Annotated in this window: 16 protein-coding genes; 9 read left to right on the forward strand and 7 right to left on the reverse strand. The window is 54.1% G+C overall.

Annotation, left to right across the window (positions count from 1 at the left end; genetic code table 11):
* Positions 1-66: 66 nt before the first annotated feature.
* The 4 genes from Pan97_RS21850 to Pan97_RS21865 form a co-directional block, all read right to left on the reverse strand.
* Positions 67-2,244: a methyl-accepting chemotaxis protein gene (locus Pan97_RS21850; RefSeq protein ID WP_144976321.1), complete on the reverse strand. Its 2,178-nt coding sequence runs from the start codon at positions 2,242-2,244 to the stop codon at positions 67-69.
* A gap of 95 nt (positions 2,245-2,339) precedes the next feature.
* Positions 2,340-2,798, reverse strand: coding sequence for a chemotaxis protein CheW (locus Pan97_RS21855; RefSeq protein ID WP_165698906.1), 459 nt, complete (start codon positions 2,796-2,798; stop codon positions 2,340-2,342).
* Positions 2,795-5,470 (reverse strand): chemotaxis protein CheW, encoded by a 2,676-nt coding sequence (locus Pan97_RS21860; protein ID WP_144976324.1) that lies wholly within the window; start codon positions 5,468-5,470, stop codon positions 2,795-2,797. Before Pan97_RS21860 ends, Pan97_RS21855 begins: the two co-directional genes overlap by 4 nt.
* A gap of 194 nt (positions 5,471-5,664) precedes the next feature.
* Positions 5,665-6,102: a hypothetical protein gene (locus tag Pan97_RS21865; protein ID WP_144976326.1), complete on the reverse strand. Its 438-nt coding sequence runs from the start codon at positions 6,100-6,102 to the stop codon at positions 5,665-5,667.
* Between the two features lie 278 nt (positions 6,103-6,380).
* On the opposite strand from Pan97_RS21865, the gene Pan97_RS21870 reads away from it, so the two are divergent.
* The 5 genes from Pan97_RS21870 to Pan97_RS21890 all read left to right on the forward strand — a co-directional run bounded on the left by Pan97_RS21870 (position 6,381) and on the right by Pan97_RS21890 (position 13,987).
* On the forward strand, positions 6,381-6,857 hold the full coding sequence (locus tag Pan97_RS21870) for an FtsH/Yme1/Tma family ATP-dependent metallopeptidase (RefSeq protein WP_144976328.1): 477 nt from the start codon (positions 6,381-6,383) through the stop codon (positions 6,855-6,857).
* Between the two features lie 158 nt (positions 6,858-7,015).
* A complete protein-coding gene (locus tag Pan97_RS21875) occupies positions 7,016-8,533 on the forward strand; it encodes a hypothetical protein (protein ID WP_144976330.1) in 1,518 nt (505 codons plus the stop codon).
* A 109-nt stretch (positions 8,534-8,642) separates the two neighbouring features.
* The gene (locus Pan97_RS21880) at positions 8,643-9,839 is read left to right on the forward strand and encodes an efflux RND transporter periplasmic adaptor subunit (protein ID WP_206668909.1); all 1,197 of its coding nucleotides are present in this window, start codon (positions 8,643-8,645) and stop codon (positions 9,837-9,839) included.
* A gap of 32 nt (positions 9,840-9,871) precedes the next feature.
* Entirely contained in the window at positions 9,872-13,207 is a 3,336-nt protein-coding gene (locus tag Pan97_RS21885; RefSeq protein ID WP_144976334.1) for an efflux RND transporter permease subunit, read from the forward strand.
* Between the two features lie 84 nt (positions 13,208-13,291).
* Positions 13,292-13,987: an ion channel gene (locus Pan97_RS21890; RefSeq protein ID WP_165698907.1), complete on the forward strand. Its 696-nt coding sequence runs from the start codon at positions 13,292-13,294 to the stop codon at positions 13,985-13,987.
* On the opposite strand, the gene Pan97_RS21895 is transcribed toward Pan97_RS21890, so the two are convergent.
* Positions 13,961-14,788 (reverse strand): class I SAM-dependent methyltransferase, encoded by an 828-nt coding sequence (locus tag Pan97_RS21895; protein ID WP_165698908.1) that lies wholly within the window; start codon positions 14,786-14,788, stop codon positions 13,961-13,963. The genes Pan97_RS21890 and Pan97_RS21895 overlap by 27 nt on opposite strands.
* Positions 14,789-14,910: 122 nt before the next feature.
* On the opposite strand from Pan97_RS21895, the gene Pan97_RS21900 reads away from it, so the two are divergent.
* A complete protein-coding gene (locus tag Pan97_RS21900; protein ID WP_144976339.1) occupies positions 14,911-16,359 on the forward strand; it encodes a sulfatase family protein in 1,449 nt (482 codons plus the stop codon).
* A gap of 86 nt (positions 16,360-16,445) precedes the next feature.
* On the opposite strand, the gene Pan97_RS21905 is transcribed toward Pan97_RS21900, so the two are convergent.
* Positions 16,446-18,098, reverse strand: coding sequence for a mu-protocadherin- cell-suface protein (locus Pan97_RS21905; protein ID WP_144976341.1), 1,653 nt, complete (start codon positions 18,096-18,098; stop codon positions 16,446-16,448).
* A gap of 41 nt (positions 18,099-18,139) precedes the next feature.
* Positions 18,140-19,150, reverse strand: coding sequence for a YybH family protein (locus Pan97_RS21910; protein WP_144976343.1), 1,011 nt, complete (start codon positions 19,148-19,150; stop codon positions 18,140-18,142).
* A 279-nt stretch (positions 19,151-19,429) separates the two neighbouring features.
* On the opposite strand from Pan97_RS21910, the gene Pan97_RS21915 reads away from it, so the two are divergent.
* The 3 genes from Pan97_RS21915 to Pan97_RS21925 all read left to right on the forward strand — a co-directional run bounded on the left by Pan97_RS21915 (position 19,430) and on the right by Pan97_RS21925 (position 22,763).
* Positions 19,430-19,981 (forward strand): sigma-70 family RNA polymerase sigma factor, encoded by a 552-nt coding sequence (locus Pan97_RS21915; RefSeq protein WP_144976345.1) that lies wholly within the window; start codon positions 19,430-19,432, stop codon positions 19,979-19,981.
* Positions 19,978-21,315, forward strand: a complete 1,338-nt coding sequence (locus Pan97_RS21920; RefSeq protein ID WP_144976347.1) for a FecR domain-containing protein — start codon at positions 19,978-19,980, stop codon at positions 21,313-21,315. The genes Pan97_RS21915 and Pan97_RS21920 overlap by 4 nt, the downstream gene beginning before the upstream one ends.
* Before the next feature lie 110 nt (positions 21,316-21,425).
* Positions 21,426-22,763 (forward strand): sulfatase-like hydrolase/transferase, encoded by a 1,338-nt coding sequence (locus Pan97_RS21925; RefSeq protein WP_144976349.1) that lies wholly within the window; start codon positions 21,426-21,428, stop codon positions 22,761-22,763.
* Positions 22,764-23,041: the final 278 nt, after the last annotated feature.

Consider the following 23,041-nt stretch of genomic DNA (forward strand, 5'->3'; position numbering starts at 1 on the left):
GACCCCGGTTGAGTCGCCTGGATCCCCATGCTGGTGGACGAGGCGACTTGTTTTCTTAATCATTTCCTAGGCGCCCATCGCTGGCTGATCTTCCTTGGCCTTATTCGCCGAGGAGGAGTCACCAATCTTGAAACGCGAGACGACGCTTCGCAGGCTCTCAGCAAGTCGAGCAAGTTCTTCACCCGATTGCTGCGACAGACTGGCACCTTGAACGGTCTCGCTCAGGACACGGTCCACCTCGCAGATGTTCTGCGTGATTTCACCGCTGGCCGTTGCCGACTCGTCGACGCCGCGAGCAACCACTTCAGCGGCCGACGCGGTCTCGGAGATGTCCTGCGAAATCTGCTTGGTCGTAATGCTTTGTTCTTCCACGGCCGAAGCGATCGTGCGAGCCAGTTCGTTGACGCTGCTAACCACTTCGCTGATTTCGGAAATCGAGCTAACGGCATCCTGCGTCGAACTTTGAATGTGCTCGATTCGCTTGCGAATGTCGTCAGTCGCCGTCGAAGTCTGCTTGGCCAACTCTTTCACTTCCGTGGCGACCACGGCGAACCCCTTACCAGCTTCACCGGCCCGGGCTGCCTCGATGGTCGCGTTGAGAGCCAGAAGATTGGTCTGCTCGGCGATGTCTTCGATCACCTCGATCACGCGACCGATTTCATCGGCAGCCGTACCAAGATGGCAAATCTTGTTGTTGCTGTCTTCGGCGATGCGAGTGGCCTTGTCGGCAACGCCAGCACTCGTTTCTGCATGCTTGGCGATTTCTGAAATAGTGGTGGTCATCTCGTCGATCGCCGTGACAACCGAGCTGATCCCGCCCGACATCTGCGTGGTGGAACTAGCCATGTTCTTCATATTGATCGACATCTCTTCGGCAGCCGAAGAAACGTTGGCCGAACGATGCTTGGACGACTCGGCACCCGACGAAAGCTGCGTGGCGGTCGTGACCAATCGGGCCGAGCCTTCGGAGAGAATGTTCGAGTTGGAAGCGATCTCAGCCACCATGCTTTGAATTTGACTGATGAAGACATTGAACCAATGAGCGACTTCACCGATCTCGTCGTTACGTGATTCATCGAGCCGCTTGGTCAAGTCGCCGTCACCTTCAGCAACGTCCTGCAGCATGGCAATCGTATTGTGCAGCGGCTTGGTGAACGTACGAGCAATCAGAAAGGCCATGAAACCGATGACCACGGAAGCGATTGCGGTCGTGATTCCCCATGCATAAAGAGGTCGGTAGGCTTCCGCGAATGCCTCGGCGGAGTCGACACGCACCAAGACGTTCCACTTCATGCCCGGAAACCCGAGGGCTCCACGCAGTGGAGTATAACCGGCGGCTTGAGTGATTCCTTTGCGAGCGTGATAGGAGTCGGTAGTAAACCCACTTTCGCCAGCGACGACGCTTTGAGCGGCAGACACTTGTTTCTCAGCAAGATTCAGTTTGCCAATCACGTTGGTGTCTCGGACAATCTCTTCGGTACCACGACTTACCGGATCGCAATCGACGATTACGTTCCCTCTGTCATCCAGAAGCGTAATCTCGGCGGTTGCCAGGCCACGTTGCTTCAGCTTGCTGTAGGCGTCCCAGATGATTTCTTCGACCAGGCTGAACTTCGCAACATTCTTCCAGACGGCGATCACATTGCCGTCGGCATCGTAGACCGGAGCGGAGAAGCCCAGCGCATAGCCTTCATTGCCGTAGCATTTCTTGACTTTGTCATCGACGTACAGGTGTTCGACAACCGTACCGGAACAAGCTCCCGTTTCGTCTTCATAGAAGTTCTTGGTGAGGACGTCCTGGAACCACGATTTATCCGAGAAGTTCTTCTGGTATAGATCGCCCGTATCAACCGCGACGCCGTCATGATCACGGCTATTGACGGCAATCAGCTTGCCATCCAGGTCGACCAGCATGGTCAAGTAGTAGATATCGTATGTATCGACGTACTTATCCATGGCGGTGACGATCGGATTGTCGGTACCTTGCTTGTACCACGAATCTCGATTCTGAATGACTTCGTTCAAGCCAAATGCTTGAACGTCGCCGTAGCGTTCAAAGAGGTTTCGATCGATGGTATCGGCGATGTTCTCGGCTGTTGTGCGATAGTCGCGAGCGGCAACCTCAATCGCCTTGTTGGCGGATTGCCACATGACCGCACCAACGGCCAACAGGGGCAGGATACCGAATACAAGACAAGCCGTAATCAGCTTGCCGGTCATTTTCATTTGCAATACGTTCTTCACTTGGTCTTACCTTTGAATTGGGGGGCGTGGGAACCCAAAGGGTGTTCCATTCAAGATTTCAGGGTTGCTGATGATGGGGGTAAAGTTCTGTTGTGCTATTCCACATCCAGGACTTCTTGGACATCCAGAATCACGACGATCTCCGAATCATTTCGGTAGACGCCTGTGAAGTAGCGACCATCGGCCCCAGAAATGTTGGCCGGGGCAGGGATGATGCTGTCGCTTGTAATCGAAATGATGTCGGCGATTTGATCCACCCAGAGGCCGATCGATTCATCACCTGACCGGACGATCAGATTCCGACTCTGTGGTGTGACTTCAGCCAGGCTGAATCCGAGGATGCGTCGCAGGTCGATAACCGTGGCGACGTCGCCACGAAGATTAATCACGCCGCGGACATGCTCGGGTGCGTGTGGGATTTCCGTAAGATCGAGGTTGCGATTGATCTCTTGCACATAGTCGATTGGCAAAGCCAGGAGCAACTCGCCAACGTAGAACGTGGCAAATTGAAGCTCAATCGTAGCGGACTTGGCAGCAGTGGCGGCAGAACTCATGACAAACATCCTTCCAGCACTTCAGGCTTGAAATGCGAAACATTGCGCCCCGTCTTCTTCGGATTCAGTAGTCGCCCGACAGCCGACATGACGCGTTCACGATCCATTTTGATTTGATAGTCATCAACGCCGGCGTCCACACCGCGAACTTGATCTTCATCACTGGCCAACGAGGTCAACGCGATGACCGGGAGATAACAAGTGTGGGGATCCGACTTGATCTTTTTCGTGAGTTCGAAACCGTTCATACGGGGCATTTCGATATCGGTAATAACCAGATCGATTGCATGTTCACCCGACTTCAGAAGCTCCCAGGCCTGGGCACCATCTTCCGCTTCGACGATTTCAAAGCCTTCGGTTGCCAGGTAGTCTTTGGCCTGTTTACGGAAGAAGGACGAGTCTTCGGCCAGCAAGATCTGAAACGGCGACTCTTCATTGGCAGTGACTATTGGCTTCTCCGCGAACCACTTCGGATGTGCTGAGAAGGCCAGTTCGTAGAGGTCGACAATACGGATGGTTTTGTCGTCAACGACGATCGAGCCTGCGATGCCCGGTTCGCGAAACGTGTTTCCGTCGATCTCGGCCGCCACTTCACGAATGTCGTTCAGCTCGGCGGCAATCAAGCCGACTTCACGGCCGTGAATCTGGAATACAACCACATGCACGTTATCCATTTCAGGACGTGGCTGAGCCTGAACGTGAGCTTCGATGGTCAACAGCGGTAAGGAAGTCCCGCGATACTGCAGAAGTTCTTGTCCGCCGACGGTATCAATTTGCTCGGTACGAATACGTTCGATCCGCGAAATGAGGCTCATCGGGACGGCGAACTGTTCGCCGGGAGCATTGGTAAACATGAGCAAAGACTGACGTTCGCTCGAGAGCGATGCATCGTCGTGGTAGTTATCCTTCTCGTTTTCCTGCTCATGAGATCGCAGGTCGGTCTTGGCTGCAATTCCCGAGACGTCGAGAATCGGAGCGACATGGCCGTCTCCCAGAATGGTCGCACCGGCCAGGCAACTGCACGTCTTGAGATGACGTCCCAGCGGCTTGACGACGATTTCTTCCGAGTCGTCAATTTCGTCAACGATCAACCCGTAACGGAATTGACCACTTTCCACGACCACGATTTGACGAGCACCTATGCTTTCACTCGATTGATTGGCAAAGTTCAAAGCTTGATCGAGGTCGACCAGCGGAAGCAAGGAGCCCCGCAGCCGCAACACGCGAGCACCCTTGACCTTGCTGATCCTTTGCGAGGCCTCGCTCGCTCGGACGCGAACCAGTTCGACGATATTGACTTGTGGGATCGCAAAGCGACGATTGCAACTGCGAATCAACATCGATGGAATGATTGCCAAAGTTAGCGGCAGCGTAATCTGAACCGACGTTCCTTTGCCAAGCGTCGATTCAATATCGACCGAACCGCCGATCTTCTCGATATTGGTTCGGACGACGTCCATTCCCACGCCGCGGCCGCTGACGTCGCTGATCTTTTCAGCCGTCGAGAAGCCCGGATGGAAGATGAGCCACACGGCATCACGATCGGACATCTGGGCGGCACGTTCCGCAGAGATAATCTCCTTGGAGACCGCTTTGTCCTTAAGTCGGTTCGTGTCGATGCCGCCGCCATCGTCACAGATATCGATGCGAACCTTTCCGGCCTGGTGATAGGCTCGCAGGGTGACGGTACCGGTCGGCTCCTTCTGGCTGGCCATCCGCTTTTCAGGCATTTCGATACCGTGATCGACCGAGTTGCGCACCATGTGGGTCAGTGGATCGCCGATCGCTTCGATGATCGTCTTGTCGACTTCGACCTCGCCACCTTCCATGACGACGTTACACTGCTTGCCCAACTTAGCCGAAAGATCGCGAACGACTCGCGGAAACTTGCTGAAGACATTGCCGATGGGCTGCATGCGCGTCTGCATGATCGCTTCCTGCAATTCGCTGGTCACTTGATCCAGACGAGCGGCAACCGCTTGAAGGCTGTTTCCATCGGCGTTGTTGACCGTTTGCAGAAGCTGATTTCGACCCAGCACGAGTTCGCCGGCGAGGTTCATCAGTCGATCTAAAACACCCACTTGTACGCGGATGCTGGATTCAACCTGGGGCGTCGCTGGCGCTCGCTGAGATACGGTCGCTTCCTTGAATTCGGCATGATCATCGACACGAGCATTCTTTTGCGCGGGCACCGGAGGGATCGCAACGGCTTGCTTTGCGCCTTGCGAGTCAATCTCTTGAGCAGCTTGAGCTGCATTTAGAGACTTGGCAGGCGAGGTACTGACTTCTCCCTCGAAAATCTCATTCAGCAAAGTGATATGCGCCGAGACATCCACCGTGTTGGAGTTCTCGATGTCATTGATCAGGCCAGAAAGAGCATCGGCTCCTTTCAGCATGACGTCAACAATCTGAGAATTGGGAGTCAGTTCCTCAGTTCGCATCTTACCGAGGACATTTTCCAGTGCATGGGCCAGTTCGTTGACGCGAACGAGCCCCATGAACCCCGCAGCTCCTTTGATCGAATGGATGGCCCGGAATACCTTGTTCACAAGGTCGACATCAATATTGGCCCCATTCGCTTCGATCTCGAGCAACTGCCCCTCGACGTCGGCGAGATGTTCTCGTGACTCGGTTACGAATTCAGCTAACAGCGCAGGGTCATCGAACGACATAAGCGTTCCTCTCCAAACGTACGGGTATTCGGTTGGAAAGATGTAGCTTGCCTATATATGCAAGAGATCAATCGCACATGAATTGGGAAGCTAAATACGGTTACGCGCAACTAGCCTTTGCCGGTTCTACCGTTTGCAAGAAGGGTGCGAGTTAGCGAATAGAAAGTCTGCTTTCGCAAACCTGTTCCTCAGAACTAGGCAGTTGCCTCAAAGGTGGCAAATGCCGCTTCGATGGCGTCAACATCGAGATAAGCAGCGCCGGGAGAAGCCAGATGACCTTCCGACATAGCCGAGCGGAAAAGCTGCAACTCGGTTTGCAGTTGGTAGGGCTCGATCGCCCCGATATCGACCAGAACTTGTGCTAATGGGGTTGTTTGTTCGGTCTGGAGTGTTAAGAGCTCGCGAATATCGCTTTCCGCAAGGACCCCTAATTGAATTGCCAGTTGTCCAAATGATTCGTTCGTCACGCTCTGAAGACTCAAGATTCGAAAAACATCTCGCATCGACAATCGGCGGGTTTCAATGGCCAGCGAGCCGATCTGAGGGCGAGTTTCCAACTGTCGCGAAACAGCCTGGATGAATTGAGGTCCGGATATACTTTCCTTTCGGAGCAGGTAGAGTCCGAAGTGCATGATAGAAATCCTTGGCTTTGTATCGCCCGGTACTCTGTTCGACAAGCCGAGCGATGAGGGGCTTCCTTCAAACTTGGGCTCACTTCCCCCCCAAGCAACTCATACCTCAAGCGAATTTCGTGAAGAGCTACTGCCGCGGATCGACAGCGTTCTGTTTTTAACGGTCGTCCAGCCTATGCCGGCCAGGGCTTCCGATGGCCGATTACGTTTCGCGGAAGTTTTGTAATTAGTCTCACGTTTCAACCATCGACCCTCCTTTCATCTTACAATGCGTGCCTATGGAAGAGATCAATGCCTACCACGAAGCCGGACATGCGCTGCTTGCCATTGTGGTGGGTGCTCGTGTTCGTCATGTTTCGTTGATCCCCGAATGGGATGATGGAGCGGATCGATTTGCCGAGATTCAGGTCGAATGGCCCATCGACCAGTTCACGACTAGGGAACTACACCAAAAGATGATCATGGTGGCATTAGCCGGTCCCGTGGCCGAGATGATTCACACCGGCGAGCCCTATCACCCTGGATTCATAGGCGAGTGGGCCTCTGACTGGCAGGCTGCCTGGCAATCGGCGGAACGTTTCATCTCGGACCGTCAAAAACGCATGTCTTTTCTTGAAAAAGCCACCAACGACCTTTACTCGTTGCTTTCGCAAGACCATTACTGGGCAGCTCTCGCGGCAATCGTCGACGAACTTGTGGCCCACGAGACTCTCGACGGAGAACAAGTCGAGCAAACCGTTCAGACGTGGCTCTGAGGCGGATCACCAAGTGCGAAGGTGTTATTCACTGATTCTTCTTGAATGCCCTCGTAAAAAGCCGTGGTTCCCTGCATTCTGGAATGGTAAATTGAATAAATCACGACGCTTTCCGAAATTGCGATTTTGCCCAAGACAACCCCCTAGGAGCTACATCAATGATCCGGGCACTTCTCTGCGGATGTATTGGTATCATCATCCTGACTTCTCATCCAAGCTCAGGCTTCGCCCAATTCCGCGAACTCACCAAACGCATCCCCGACGGTGCCAATGCCATCTTCTTTGTCGATGTTAACAAGCTGCAAAACAGCCCACTGGGCAAGGCCCATAACTGGCGAGAGAAGCAGGAAGAAGCCTTCGAGGCTGGTGTCGAAGCGATTCCACCTCAAGCGAACACGTTCGTTGCCGCGGCGAAGCTTGACCTCGAAACGAAGTATCCGGACTGGCAAGTTGGCCTGATGGAGTTGAAGTACGATCCTTCACTGCCCAAGGTAGCAGTCCGTTATCAAGGGACGACCGACTACATCTCGGAACGGCCCGTCGCGGTTTTGCCGGGCGATATCTATGTGGTTAAGTTCATGGAAAACGTCGTTGGTTATGGAACGCCTGCCAAGCGTCAGGACGTGGCCCAATGGATTACCCGTTACTACGACAATTCGCTGCGTGGTTTGAGTGATTATCTCGCCGAAGCGCAAACATTTGCCGACGCAGGCTCCCCCATCATCGTGGCGCTCGATTTGACGAACGTCGCGTCTCCCCAAATCATTCGAAGTCGACTCGACTCGATGGATACGCTTAAGGGTAAACAAGTCGACTTGGATGAAGTAGCCAAGGTCTTGGCCAGTATCCGCGGTATCTCTTTGGGCGTAACCGTTCAAGATTCGATGACGGGTGCCGTGAAGGTCGACTTCAGTGAAGACGTTTCCATCCTCAAAGATTTCGCCAAACCACTACTGCTTGAAATCCTTGGCAAGCAAGGCATGATGATCGACGAGATCGACTCTTGGGAGGAAAGCGTTAGCGGTAATCGCATTCAACTCACAGGGCCGCTCTATGCGAGTGGGCTGCGTCGAATCTTCAGTCTGATCGACACGCCACCTTCGCTTCAGGAAGCCAAGCAGAAAGCTGCCCAGGCAGGCGAAGGGTCGGAAGCGGATGAGAAGAAGGAACTGACCATTGCGGCCTCGCAAATCTACTACAAGTCAGTGGTTTCGCTGCTGGACGAACTACGCATCAAGAAGAAGGGTCGTCAGACCATGGGACAAATCAGCGTGTGGTTCGACAAGTATGCTCGCAAAATCGACCGTCTGCCGATCGCCAACGTCGACCCAGATCTGCTGAATTATGGCCGCTACGTCTCAGAAAGTCTGCGGACGGGACAATCGGAGGTCACGAATGCCGCCGCACGCAGCCGAATTCGGCAGAACGAGGTGCCTGAGCAATACGACGTATCCACTTATTCCACTCCGATTGGGGCCAATTGGACCGGGCAATACAGTTGGAGCGGTTGGGTGGCGACGCCCAATTGGCAACGCACTGGTTCCAAGATGTCTAATGTTCGTATGGAAGAACAAATCAAGGGAGCCAAGTCGGCCAACGACGTCATGCGCGACATTGATAATGCGACCGCGGATATTCGTCGTCACATGACGGAAAAGTACGGCGTGGAATTCTAGTCGCCAGTCGCCTACAACATGATCGGGGATTCTTATGATAGCGCGACATGCTACTGCGTGGTCTCGTCTACTTGGGTGCGGTATTTCAGTTGCACTGCCGGTTTTAGCCTTGTGCGGCTGCTCGTCCCCCAACCAGTATCAGCCGCCGCCACCGGCCGAGGTCAACGTCGCCCTTCCATTGGTGCGCGACGTTACGATCTACATGGAGGAAACAGGCACCACCGAAGCGGTCGAACGTGTCGAGATCGATGCCCGCGTGGAAGGGATTATTGAAGAAGTCCTGTTCGAGCCGAACGACGATGTGGAGAAAGACCAGGTTCTTTTCCAACTCGAACGCCGCCGCTACCTGGCAGCCCGAGACATGGCTCGCGCGGAACTCGAAGCCAAGAAAGTGGAACGCGAAAAGGCCGTTATCGAGTTCAATCGCCAGAAGGAGTTGTTCGAGAAAAAGGCCACCCCTGAAACCAACCTGGTGGCGGCGAAAGCCGAACTGGACGGTTCTGAGGCAGCCGTCTTGGCGGCTGAGGCGCGGCTAGATAACGCTCAGTTAGATCTCGACTACACAGAAGTCCGCTCGCCTATCAAGGGACGCGTCGGCAAGGCCCTGGTTAAAAGAGGGAATCTCGTTACTGGCCAGCCATCGACTCACTTGACGACCGTCATCTCTTACGATCAGATCTACGCGAACTTCTCGATCAGCGAACGTGCTTTTCTGGAATTCATTGACAAACAGACTCGCGAAGAACGAGAAAACCATTCCGGCAAGGTTCCTCTCTATCTTGCCCGGGCAACCGATACCACGTATCCATTCCGCGGGAGTTTCAACTTTGCTGATCTTGCAGTTGACGAGAGTACTGGTACGTTTGCCGTGCGTGGGGTTTTCCCGAATCCAGATCTTAAGATTGTCCCCGGCTTGTTCGTCCGAATTCGCGCTCCGATCGAGCAAAAGAAGGACGCCTTACTTATTCCGGAAAGCGCAACGGGATTTGATCAAGCAGGCAGCTATTTGCTGGTCGTCAATAAGAATAACACTGTCGAGCGTCGCGACGTCACGTTGGGAAACAAGTTCGGCCCCATGGTTGTCGTAAGTTCGGGTCTCAAAGCGGACGAACCAGTCGTTATCGAGGGTGTCCAGCGATCGCGTCCTGGAGCGATCGTTGCTCCGAAAGTACAAACGCTGTCCATGGATGAATCGCTGTTGAATCCACTGGCGGATCAACCGGCTCAGGAAGATGAAAAGGAAAGCCCGTCGGAAGAAACGAAACCGGAGACCGCTGATCCAGCGGAAGCCCAGCCCTCGTCCTAACCGTCAATCCTATCTAACCTCTCGGTCGACGCATGTCTCGTTTCTTCATTTATCGTCCAATCTTCGCGACCGTGATTTCGATCGTGATCGTGCTGGCCGGCGCCGTCGCTCAAACGACGCTTCCGGTTGCTAAGTTTCCGCAGATCACTCCTCCCACGGTTCAAGTGACCGCCTTCTACCCGGGTGCCAACCCGCAGGTAATTGCGGAAACGGTCGCGTCACCGGTCGAACAGGAGGTCAACGGCGTTGAAAACATGTTGTACATGTCTTCGACATGTGCGGACGACGGTTCCTACACGCTGAACGTCACGTTTGAGACCGGGACCGATATGGACATGGCGACGGTCTTGGTGCAAAACCGCGTTGCCATCGCTAATCCAAAGTTACCGGAAGACGTGAGACGACAAGGGATCACCACCAAGAAACAGTCAACCCAGATCGTGCAGTTCATTACGCTGACGTCGGACAACCCTACGCACGATAGTCTTTACCTTAGTAACTACGCGACAATCAATCTCCGTGATGAGCTAGGTCGAATCGATGGCGTTGGTGCGCTTAACATCTTTGGAGCAGCCGACTACAGCATGCGTATCTGGCTCGATCCGTCGAAGTTGGAAGCCAGAAACCTGACGACTGAGGACGTCATTGCCGCCATCCGAGAACAAAACGTTCAGGTAGCAGCAGGTCGCGTCGGAGAACCACCCACTTCGGACGATACCTCCTTTCAAATGGTGATCAATACCCGCGGACGCCTGGAAGAAGCTTCCCAGTTCGGAGATCTGATTCTCAAAACCGGGGGTGAAGGTTCAGGGATCACCCGCCTGCGAGATCTAGCGTCCGTCGAGCTTGGTGCCAAGACGTACAACTATCAAGCAACTGCGAATGGGATTCCATGTGCGGCAATTGCCGTGTATCAGCTTCCTGGCGCGAATGCGTTAGACCTGGCAGCTGCGATCGAAGCTCGAATGAAGACGATGGCCGAGAAGTTTCCTAAGGGGGTCAAGTACGCGATACCTTTCGATACGACACGCTTTGTCGAGGCCTCGATCGCGGAAGTCTATTCCACCCTCTTCGTTGCCGTACTTCTCGTTGTGCTGGTGATCTTTATTTTTCTTCAGGATTGGCGAGCCACCCTGGTTCCCACAGCAGCCATTCCTGTCGCCTTGATCGGTACGTTTGCCGTGATGGCAGGGCTTGGCTTTTCGATCAACATGTTAACGCTGTTTGGAGTTGTCCTGGCGATCGGAATCGTGGTGGACGATGCGATTGTCGTCGTCGAAAACTCGGCCCGACATATCGAAAGTGGCCTCTCGTCCAAAGACGCGGCAGTCAAAGCGATGGATGAGATCACGGGTCCCGTGATTGCCACCACGTTGGTGCTCTTGGCCGTGTTTGTGCCAACTGCCTTCATGGGAGGAATTGTGGGGCAGATGTATCGACAATTTGCCCTTACGATTTCTGCCGCGGTGGCGATTAGCACGATCAATGCGCTTTCCTTGAGCCCGGCGCTGTGCGGGTTGCTTCTACGTCCCAGCGAAGAAACCAAGAGAAAAGGGGAGTTCATACCACGCACGGTGATTGCCCTTTTGCTGGCCATTCTTGCCTGCTGGCTGGCATATCGATTGTTATCCGGGATGGGGATGACGTCTTGGGCCGTTGCGATTGGTGCTCCGATCGTTGCCGCACTCGCTGGTTGGTTTTGTGCGGCGTTTCTCAATGGAATGCTGCGTGGATTTTTCAACGGTTTCAACTATGTCTTTGACCATACGACCGGCATTTACAAGAGCATCATCGGAGGGCTTGTTCGACGAATAGCTGTTGCCGTGATCCTTTTTGTCGTGCTGCTGGGAATCACCGGGTATGGACTTCAGTCGATTCCAACCGGGTTTGTCCCTCTCGAAGACCAAGGGTACGCGTTCGCGAATATTCAACTACCCGACGCCGCTTCCCTCTCAAGAACCGACGAAGTGCTTCGAGAAATCGACGCCATTGTCAGCGAAACGCCGGGCATCGCGGATTGGGTTTCCATCTCGGGGTATTCGATCCTCAGTGGAACGGTAGGATCGAATAGCGGGCTCGTGGCGATCGTGTTTGAACCCTGGGAAGATCGTCAAACGCGAGAATTGAGTCAGGCGGGCATCCTGCAGGCTCTTCAAAAACGTCTTTCACAACTCAAGAAGGCCAACGTCGTGGTCTTTCCTCCGCCACCGATTGATGGCCTGGGAAATGCCAGCGGCTTTCAAATGCAGATTCAAGACGTGGGGGGCGCGGGCATGACGACGCTGCAGACCGTAGCCGACGAAATGGTTCGCGACGGCAACGCCCAGTCGGGCCTGACGCGAGTGAACACCACCTTCCGCGCCGATGTTCCGCAACTGTATGCCGACATCGATCGTACCAAGGTCAAGAGTCTTGGCATCTCCTTGAATTCCGTATTCGAGACGATGCAGGCGTTTATGGGGTCGGCTTATGTGAACGACTTCAATCGGTTTGGACGTACCTGGCAAGTTCGCGTGCAAGCCGACCAGAGTTTTCGCGTCAACCCCGAGGATCTCCTTCGCCTGGAAGTTCGAAACAACCAAGGCGAGATGATTCCACTGGGAACGTTCACGACGGTGAAGCGAACGGTGGGGCCGCAAGTGATCCAGCGATACAACCTTTACCCGTCCGCTCAGATTAACGGTGAACCCGCACCAGGCTACAGTTCGGGAGAAGCGATCAACTTGATGGAGCAGATGGCCGCTAATAAGTTTCCTCCTTCCATCTCGTATGAATGGACAGGCATGTCGTACCAGGAGAAACTCTTGAGTGATTCCGACTCCCTGACCGAAAACCCAACGTTTATTCTGGTTCTATCCATCTTTTTGGTGTTCTTAGTCCTCGCGGCGCAATATGAAAGCTGGACCAGTCCAATGGCCGTGATCGCTGTCGTTCCGCTGGCGGCGCTCGGCGTCGTTATTGCACTGCTAGCGCGAGGCGCCGACAACAACGTCTATACCCAAATCGGCTTGGTGCTTCTGGTCGCCCTGGCGAGTAAAAATGCGATCCTGATTGTCGAATTCGCCGCCGAGCAGCGACGCGACGGAAAGGGGCTGTTCGATTCCGCGATCGCAGCGGCAAGCTTGCGTTTTCGGGCGATTCTGATGACAGCCTTCTCGTCGATTCTAGGCTTTTTGCCACTCTTGATCGCATCAGGAGCTGGGGCCGCGAGCCGACAAGCGGTGGGTAATGCCGTCGTCGGAGGTATGATCGCAGCCACGATTTTCTCGCTTGGATTTGTCCCGTCCTTCTTCGTCATCTTCCGTGGGCTCGGCGAATGGCTGTGCGGTTCGAAGGATGACGACACATCGAGGCCGCCTGCTGCCTAGGCGCGGCCAGTCCGTTACAATCACCGTGCGCCGATCACAAGTTTGCAAACTCAACAGCTGTGGGGGTTCAAGATGTCTGCGCACATGACATCCGCTGACATGGGAAAAGAGATTCGATTCTCTGTTCTATTAGGTTCACTCATCATTGCGGTGGTGGTAGCACCTCTTTTGGAAGCAACTCGGCTTGGCGACCTGATTCAGCTTAGTTGTTTAACCCTGGTCTTTGTCTCTGCGGTCCTGATCAATTGGCAGCATCGAACCAAGCTCTGGATGTTTGCCTGTGCGGCAATCATTGCCCTCGCGCTTCACTGGTGGTCGTTCTTTCTTCCCAATGAAAATGTCATCATCCTTCGCTATGTCGCAGGCTTCTTCTTTCTCGGCTTTACGGCCGTTCTTCTTCTCAAATCAATCATTCGTAGCGAAGAGGTAACTCCCAACGCGATCCTCGGATCAATCTGCGTCTACCTTCTCTTAGGATTAATGTGGGCTTTGGGATATTCAGCACTGACGCTTCTTGAAGCCACTCCGTTCGCGCTTCCAACGACACCTCCAGGCGATAGCGTGAACGACCCTCCCAGCCTGGCCACCTTGCTTTACTTCAGCTTCGTTACCATGTCGACCCTCGGCTATGGAGATATTACTCCACAAACCGACCTGGCAAGGACCCTGACATGGACGCAGTCAGTCACTGGCCAGTTTTATCTTGCGGTATTGGTTGCTCGCCTCGTCAGTGCGATGCCCAGGCAGGAGCGGTCAGAGAGAACCAAAGTCGTAGAGTAAGAGCTGCCCCATTCTTCGAAACATTGGTAACCCTCGACTCAATCGAAACGCCGTTCGCGACCAGAATCCGGCCCGTTGTACGAACTCGGAAATTCCATCGGTGTTCTCCACTTTCAATCTCATGGACGGCACGGCGACTTCCAGTTGCCGGGGATCATCAACGGCCCAATGCAGTTTCTCTTGGGTTTGTCGCATGATTGGCAGTTGGTTCAACCACATCACGCCCCAGCGATTGTAGGCGTCGAACGCAATCTGCCCGGAATTGAAGTGCGATACTACACAGGAAAGAAACTGGATTGCTGTTTCTTCGGAAAAGTAAGGAAGAACCCCTTCGGCTACAACGATGGTAGGCACATCAGAAGATATCGCTTGCAGCCAGTCGTCTTCCAGGATGTTGGCGCCTAGCAAGCGGCATCCTGGTCGCTCTTCGTAGGTCTTTTCGCGAAGCGCAATGACTTCGGGATAGTCGACTTCCCACCAAGTCACTTCCTTGGCCGAATTCAGCCGCAAGTGGCGGCTATCGAGTCCACATCCAATGTGCACAACATTCGCATGCTTGTTTTCTTTGAGGAACTCCTCGGTCCACCAATCAAGAGCTTTCGCTCGAATGGCAAGTGCAACAATCGCATCGCGCGAAAGCTTGAAACGTGAAAAGTCATAGTCGATCTGCTCAGCCACTTTGGCCGCATAGTGATCCTTCAGAATGGAATCGTGGCACTTACTTTCCAACGCCTTGGCATGAAGCGTAATTAAGAGTGTCTTTTGCAGATTCGTCAGCGAGATCGGATGCTTGGGATTCACGAAGAACCAGTTGGGAAACAGTTTGGTTTCGAGTACGATTGTTCCTATCCTACCTTAGCGTATTTGCTTACGCTGGCGACCCATACCTCGCCTGAAATCACCCCTAGTCTTAAAGGTCTATCATGAATTTGATCACCAGGACGCTACTTTTATGCTGCGCCGTTCCTTTTAGTTTTTTGCTAACAGCGGAAACAAACGCCGCTGAGAAGTCGCGACCGAACATCCTCTTTCTGTTCACCGACGACCAGGCTCCATGGGCACTGCAGGCGTCAGGACAATCACACGCCGTTACCCCCAACATGGATTCACTGGTCAAGCAGGGAGCCTATCTGACCAATTCGTTCACGGTGACGCCTGTGTGCAGTCCATCGCGTGCCTCGTTGATCTCAGGACGGTACGGCTCGGAATTGGGAATCACCGATTGGATTCACCCCCAACGCGAACCGAAACTCGGCCTACCCACCGATACCACAACCTGGGTCCAGCTGTTGCAGAAGGCAGGCTATCACACGGGACTCGTTGGCAAGTGGCACTTGGGAACGCCTGATTCCATGCATCCCACCAAGTTTGGCTATGACTACTTCATGGGATTCCGCACTGGAGGCGCACCGACCAACAACCCGACGCTGGAAAAGAACGGCAAGAACCAAAAGATGGAAGGGCTGACTACCGACATCCTGACCGATCACGCCCTCGAATTTCTAACTAGTGCGCCGGCCGACAAGCCGTTCTGCCTGTCGCTGCACTACCGTGCACCCCATACGCGGTGGCTTCCGGTAGCCGACGAAGACTGGGCACCGTTTGCCGATCTGGATCCCACGATCCCTAATCCTGATTATCCGAATCTGGATGTTTCTCGTGTGAAACAAATGACGCGTGAATACCTGGCAAGTGTTGCCGGCGTCGATCGCAATGTGGGTCGCATCTTAAAACTCCTCAAAGACAAGAACCTTGATGAGAACACCGTCGTGATTTTTTCGAGCGATCATGGCTACAACATGGGGCACAATGGAATCTGGCACAAAGGGAACGGGCACTGGGTGCTGACCAAGAACCCGCCGGCAACCAAGAACATTCCCAACGGTCAACGTCCCAATATGTACGACAATTCAATCCGTGTTCCCACCATCATTCGTTGGCCCGGTACCGTGAAGCCGGGCATTAAGATTGAACACACCGTTTCCAATCTTGATTGGTTTCCGACGCTGCTGGAGATGGCCGGAGTCGAACTTCCATCCGATTTAAAAATCCACGGCACGAGTATCGTCCCAATTTTGCAAGGAAAGGATGTCGAATGGGACAACGACTTCTATGCGGAGTACAGCACCAAACATCAGTCTCACACCCACATGCGTATGATTCGTACGCCTGAATGGAAGCTGATTCGCGATTTTCTGAACGAAGGCCGCGATGAGCTTTACCACCTGACCGATGATCCTGCCGAGTCGAATAACCTGATTGCTTCCGATTCCCCCGAGTTGAAGGCGATCATCAAAGAACTGGACGCCAAGATTCTGCGGCAAATGAAGTCGATCAATGACCCTGTCTTAGCTTCGGCTGCTTCCAGATAAGTTGCTATTGACTGTCAGCTCGGCTCACGAAAAAAGGCGACCTGTGGAGGTCGCCTTTTCTTTTCGTCTCGCATGTTTTACTAAGGCTATTGAGCTGGCTGACTCTTGTCCTGTTCCGGCTCTGGAAGGCGCACCATCAACCACGTCTGGGTCTCTTGTTCGCCGAAGTGAACTAAAGCCGTTGCTTCATCCTTCGTCAAATTGTAGATCCCGGTCTCCATGACGATGTCCTGATTCTTGCCATCGGCAAACTGCCAGGCAGCTCGCTGCGTCTTTTGATCGACCATCCCCTGAAGGGGCCGATCTTCTCCGGTGATATCGTTATAGAAGGTACCCGCTATGATACCTTCCTTGCTGACAGCCAACTGAACCATCATCCCGGAATCGGTTGCCGATTCTTCGGCGATCGCGAAGACCCCTAGCGGCATCCATTCAACCTTCTGTTCGTCCACATTTTCCGGAACGCTTTCGGCAATATTGACCGCCTGATTGTAGTACTGATCGGCCGAGGCGTATTGCTGATCGTTCACGTAAACGTAGTTATCACGATAGACGACGGTGGTGCCGTAGTCATACGTGTAGGGCTGAGGCCAGGCAGCCCATGTAAACCAAGTGCCAAATGCGACCCAGGTCGCAGGTCGCCAGCACCAACCATTGGGGTATCGATTCCAAGAGTTATGCCAGTGCCAACCATGGCCATAGTGATTATGTCCATCCCACCAATCCCGATTGAACGGACGACGATCGTTGTCAATGTTCGTCCACTTGTTGCGGATGTTGTTGATGTTGTTCTCGCGGTTACCGATCTTGTTTCCAATATTTACATTGATATCGTTGCGGTCCCCACTACCAATATTGACACCATCCCCGCTGCCAGGACGATTCGGGAAACGATCGCCGTCACCGGTGCCTGGACGGTTGGGGAAGCGGTCGCCATCCCCTGTGCCGGGTCGATTCGGGAAACGATCTCCATCACCGGTGCCTGGGCGATTCGGGAATTCACCGTCACCGCCAGGCTTTCCTGGCAAATCAAGGAAGTCCTTCAAATCGTTATTGGTAGGACGCGAGAAACCGGAGTCGCCTCCACCGGGACGTGTGAAGTTGGGACGATTGCCGGTACTCGGGCGATCGATGCTGGGACGATTGCCATCGCCGCTTCCTGGACGAGTAATTCCTGGACGGGCACTGTCGCCGCTGCCGGGGCGCGTGATTCCCGGGCGGTCTCCAAGATCGCCACTTCCAGGTCGCGTAATACCTGGACGGTTACCGCTATCTCCGCTACCGGGGCGTGTGATGCCAGGGCGACTATTGCTGGAACCACTTCCCGGCGTGGTGATGCTGGGGCGCGATACATCGGGACGTGTGGTCCCCCCGGTGCTTGGCCGAGAGAAGCTGGGCGTACTTCCGGTGGATGGACGGCTAATCGCAGGCCGGCTTGACGTCGGTCGATTCATCGAAGGAGCGCTAATCGATGGGCGGCTCGTCGAAGGGGATGGTGACGGGCGACTGATCGAAGGTCGGCTTACGGAAGGGGATGGACGGCTCACCGAAGGTCGGCTCATCGAAGGAGTATGGCTGCCACCACTGGGCCGTGATATCGAGCGTCCCCCTCCACCACCGCCACTAAATGATCTTCCGCCTCCTCCACCGCCGCCACGACCACCGCGAGCGTAGGCGTCACCAACGACTAGCGAACCGATCATGGCCGCGACAACCAATGTCGTTACATTCATTTTCATGGGACTATCCTTGCGCGTTGAGTTATGCGATTTGATTCGAATTATTCCGCTGCTCGAACGATCGTGAACGTGTCGATACTGGGCAGTAGTTCTCCATCGACTTGACGTCCGATTGATTTGAATTCGATGGTGTTTTCATCCAAGAGATCGTAGATATTGGTGGACGATCCACGGCGGCCATCCGGCAGCACGTTCAGTGCCTGAACAGTCCAGCGGTTGCCGGAATTCGACCAGCGACCGACACCAAACCCACCGTCGGAATCGAAAGTCCAAGAACGAATTGCTCCGGCACTCGGATCCCAGCCAACGACCTGCGTCCCTTCAAAGTCGACCTGATCCTGAACGAAAACACGGAACGAACGGACGATGAAGTTATTATTCTTTGTCCAGCGTCCGGTGGTTTCGACGGTCACGCCCTCTTGCGCATCGTCGACCCAGGTACCAATCATCCACTGAAGAGCCTGAAGCTGCTCGTAGTGCGTTGGAGCTGCTTCCGGTACTGCATCTTCTTTGACGGTATCAATCCGCCATCCCTCGGCGGTCTTCACGTGGATGGCTTCGTACATTGTCTCGCTTGGTTCTTCCCCCTCGAGAATCACCCTGGCGATCCCCGTTTCGGATGCCACATGAGGAGAAAGCATTTTGATCTGCGTTTGCACCAGCTCTAGTTTCGCCCCTGCTTTGTCCTTGAAATAAGCGGCGAAATCATCTTCCAGCGCCTTGCGTCCCTTCAGGACGTCCCCCGCCGGCGTGACGAATTCGCCGTTTTCGGTCCAATGCTCTGCTAAGGCTTTCGCATCTCCCTTGTTGAAGGTCGCGGCATAGGAATCGACCGCTGCCAAGATCGCTGCTTCATCCTCGGTCAGTACCAATTCAATCTCAACGATTGCATCCCCCACGTCGGGCATATCTTCATCGGAAGCCGGCGAAGCGTTTGCCTCTGCCTCCTTCACTTTCTCCGCATCCGCAGGGGCGGCAGGATTGGCATCTTGAGACCAACTTGACCCGCAAAGCAGCAGAGCCACCGTAAGACCCGTAAATATTCGTTTCATGATGTACCTAGCCAATGCAAAGAGAGAACAATGCTGTCAAAATCACGGCAAAGAGATGTTGAAGTGACTTGGAACAGCCAATTCCATGTACTCATCCATCAACATAACGGTCCCATCACCGGAAAGCCACAAATCTCAGACTATTCACCAAGTTTTCACCCCATCAACAGCGGATGATGGACGGCAACTTCGACGGCTACGGACATCGTGCGACTACAATCTCAAGCAAAGGGCAGTTTTTGGCGTCAGATTCGTTTTGGGGGGCTGAAAGAATTTGCTATGGAAACGATGTCGCCTGCCAATTCGGAAGCTTCGGGGATTTCCCCCGAATTTGCTCAACACCTGATCGCCAGTCAGAGTGCTTTGTATGCGTTTATTGCTTCCCTAATGGGTGGCGTTTCCGAGGCTAATGACGTGCTTCAAGAAACCAATCTAAAGCTCTGCAACAAGGCAAGCGAATACGATCCAGCGCAGCCCTTCCTCCGCTGGGCATACGTCTTTGCCCGATTCGAGGTGATGGCCTGGCGCAAGAAACAATCTCGTTCCCGCATCGTCTTGGATGATGAACTGGTCGCCTTGATCGCTTCGGATTGGGAGGGCACATCGGCCGACTCGACTCAGCAGATTTCCGCCCTCGAAGGATGCCTCGATAAATTGCCCCCACAACAACGAGACCTCCTCGACGCAAGATATGGCCGCGGCGAAGCGGTTCAAGACATCGCGGCCCGACAGTGCCGTACCGAAAATGCAATGTCGGCACTATTTTATCGCGTCCGTAAGTCCCTTGCGGACTGCATTGAATTGGCCCTTCGCCGGGAGACCTACGAATGAGCGATAAAAGCCGGTTCGTCACGCTCTGTAACGCCGTGCTTGAAGGGCAGGCAACCGAGTCCGACGTGGCGGAGTTTCAGCAAGTCCTCCGAGACGATGCCGAATCTCGTCACGCCTATCGTGAGCAAATGAAGATTCATGCCTACCTGACCTGGCAACATGGCCGCGCCGCGGTCGATGAATCGCTGGTGATTTCCACGAAACCAGATTTACCTGAGAACGATTGGAACTGGAACGTACCAGCAGTGGGTTTGGCCCTCTCCATTCTCATCCTGGCAATAGGTCTGACCGGGTGGTGGCTATCCTCACCTCGCGGAGTTCCATTAGTTGTGATCTCGGCAACCGACATGGACTTGGCCAAGGGAAGTCGCGTCTTCCGAAAGCAGATCGATATCCCCCAGGGCTCCTTAAAGTTTCGTCTCGACTCCGGGGCGGAAGTCGAGGCGATTGGCCCCGTCCGGTGCGAGCTTGTCAGTGACATGCTTTTGCGAGTCACTCTCGGCAGCGTGACCGTCGATGTAGGCGATGACGCGGCTGGATTTCAAGTCGAAACTGCCGAGGCTCAAATCATCGACCTGGGCACACGATTCGGCGTTTCCGTTCATGACTCAGGTGAGACAGATGTGGTGGTCTTTGAAGGGGCCGTCGATGTTCACTCGCCTCCCGGCAGATCGCAGCCATCCAACACGATTGCAAACCTCAAAGAAGGGGAAGCGATTCGCGTTGACAAGGGAAGGGGTTCCCAACGATTGACGAGCGTTGTCGTACGCGGCGATCGCAATGAAGTACTCGCCGGCAGCAAAGATCCTGTGCCCGTGATCTTCGACATCACGGATAACGGAAAACACAAAGGCAAACATCGCTGCTATAGCGTGCGAGTCGGTGGATTAGGGCCACCGACCAGGAGCTATGTGGGACTTGGTCTTCCGAAATGGCGGCCAATGAAGGGGCAGCGTTTCCCCGAAGCGATGCGTGGTGCCGATGTCGTAGTGATGTATTCCCAAGATCGATATCATCCCGAACTCGAGTACTACGTGAACCTTTCCGTACCCAGTCGCTTGTTCGTTTGGCACGATTCACGACTAGAACCGCCTGATTGGCTGACCCAAGATTTTCAGAAGACGAATATGAAGTTGCGTAGCGGTCCTTGGGCGCCGTCGAACGACATCATTTCCAGTATCGAGGTGCCGGAGGGGGAAGATATCTACGTCGAGTACGAAGTCTGGCAACGCGATGTCCCCGCAGGCACCGTCACCCTGGGCGGCAATCACAATACAACAAACAGTTTGCGGTATGCCATGTATGGCATCGCCGCTAAAGCATTGGAAGAGTAATCTTCCTTGAGGGCCTCGTCAGATTATTGAACTGTTGGCTTAAGATAGATCAAGCGTGACGCCCTCTTTCCCCGTTTCTCCCTGGTCGTTTGGCAATAAGAATCCCCTTTATGAAAACTCTACTTAGAACATGCCATATCGCCACATTGTTGGTGGCCATGAGTCTACTCGCAAGCGACGTACGGGCCGCGAGCAAGGACCCTGCGAAGCCGAATGTGGTTATCCTTTTCTCGGACGATGCAGGCTACCACGAGTTCTCCCTCCACGGAGCCGAACTCTTTCCAACTCCGCGCATTAACTCGATCGCGGCCAATGGCGTCCGCTTCACCAACGGATACGTTTCCGGTACCGTCTGCAGCCCATCCCGTGCCGGCCTTCTCACCGGTAGGTATCAGAATCGCTTCGGCCACGAGTTCAACATCCCTCCCGTATATAGCGAGACCAATGGACTATCACTGGAAGAAACGACTATCGCCGATGTGATGAAGCAAGCAGGCTACCAGACCATTGCCTTGGGAAAATGGCATCTGGGTTATGCTCCTAAGTTCCATCCCATGGAGCGAGGCTTCACCGACTTCTATGGATTTCTGCAAGGAGCACGCAGCTACTTCCCGCTGGACAAGCCAACTCGCTTGAATCAGCTACTGCGTGATCGTGAGCCGGTGCGGCCGGAAAGCTTCGAGTACATGACCGATGAACTAGCAATCGCGGCGGCCGACTACATCGCCAAAAGTGAAGACCGCCCCTTCTTCATGTACGTTGCGTTCAATGCGATTCACACCCCGAATCATGTCCTTCAATCCGATCTCGATTCTCTGGGCGGCGACACGCGCCAGGCCAAACACCGCGCGATGACGATCGCTCTCGATCGCGCCGTGGGTACGGTTCTGGATGCGATCAACGAGCAAGGCATCAAGGACAACACCATCGTCATCTTCCTGAACGATAATGGCGGTGCGACAGGTCATGACAATACACCTCTGCGAGGCAAGAAGGGATCGGCCTGGGAAGGTGGCATTCGCGTCCCGTTCGTGATGCAGTGGCCAGGCAAGATCGAAAAAGGGAAAGTCATTGACGAGGCGGTAATCGCGCTAGACATCTTCCCGACGATCATGAAAGCCGCTGGCGTTTCCGAGTCTCCGGGCCTGCCCTTGGATGGCACCGACCTAACACCATTTCTTACTGGGGAAACCAAAGCACCTCCGCACGAAACACTCTTCTGGAAGAGCGGGGCCAACTGGGCAGTCCGCGATGGGAACCTGAAGCTGGTCGTTGCCAGCGGTGGCTCCGGCAAACCGGAACTTTATGACCTAAGCCAAGATGCCGAAGAAAAGATCAACATCGCAGCCGAGCATCCGGATCAGGTCAAGAAGCTGGAATCGATGTACTTCCAGTGGAAAAAAGACTTCCCTACCCCTACGTGGGGAGGTGGTAAGCCAAAGAAGTGATTGCCAAACGCGTCTCTAGATTTCGAGACGCGGATAACCTAATTAGAATAGCTCGAAGCGAGTGCGCCCCATCGCTCCGGCTCGCACTGGCATTTTCACTGTCGAGCCGTAAGCTCTTACGCTGAATGACTTTTTGCAAAGTTTTCGGGACCTTCGCTCTCTCATTTAGGCTTGTTTCGCATACCGAGGAAATTGGCAATTCTCATCTGCCAACCGATTTCCCAAGGGGAATTCGAGTCGCCACGGTAGAATACATAATGCGACAGAACCTTGCCTAA

The sequence above is a fragment of the Bremerella volcania genome (assembly GCF_007748115.1).
Taxonomy (GTDB): Bacteria; Planctomycetota; Planctomycetia; order Pirellulales; family Pirellulaceae; genus Bremerella; species Bremerella volcania.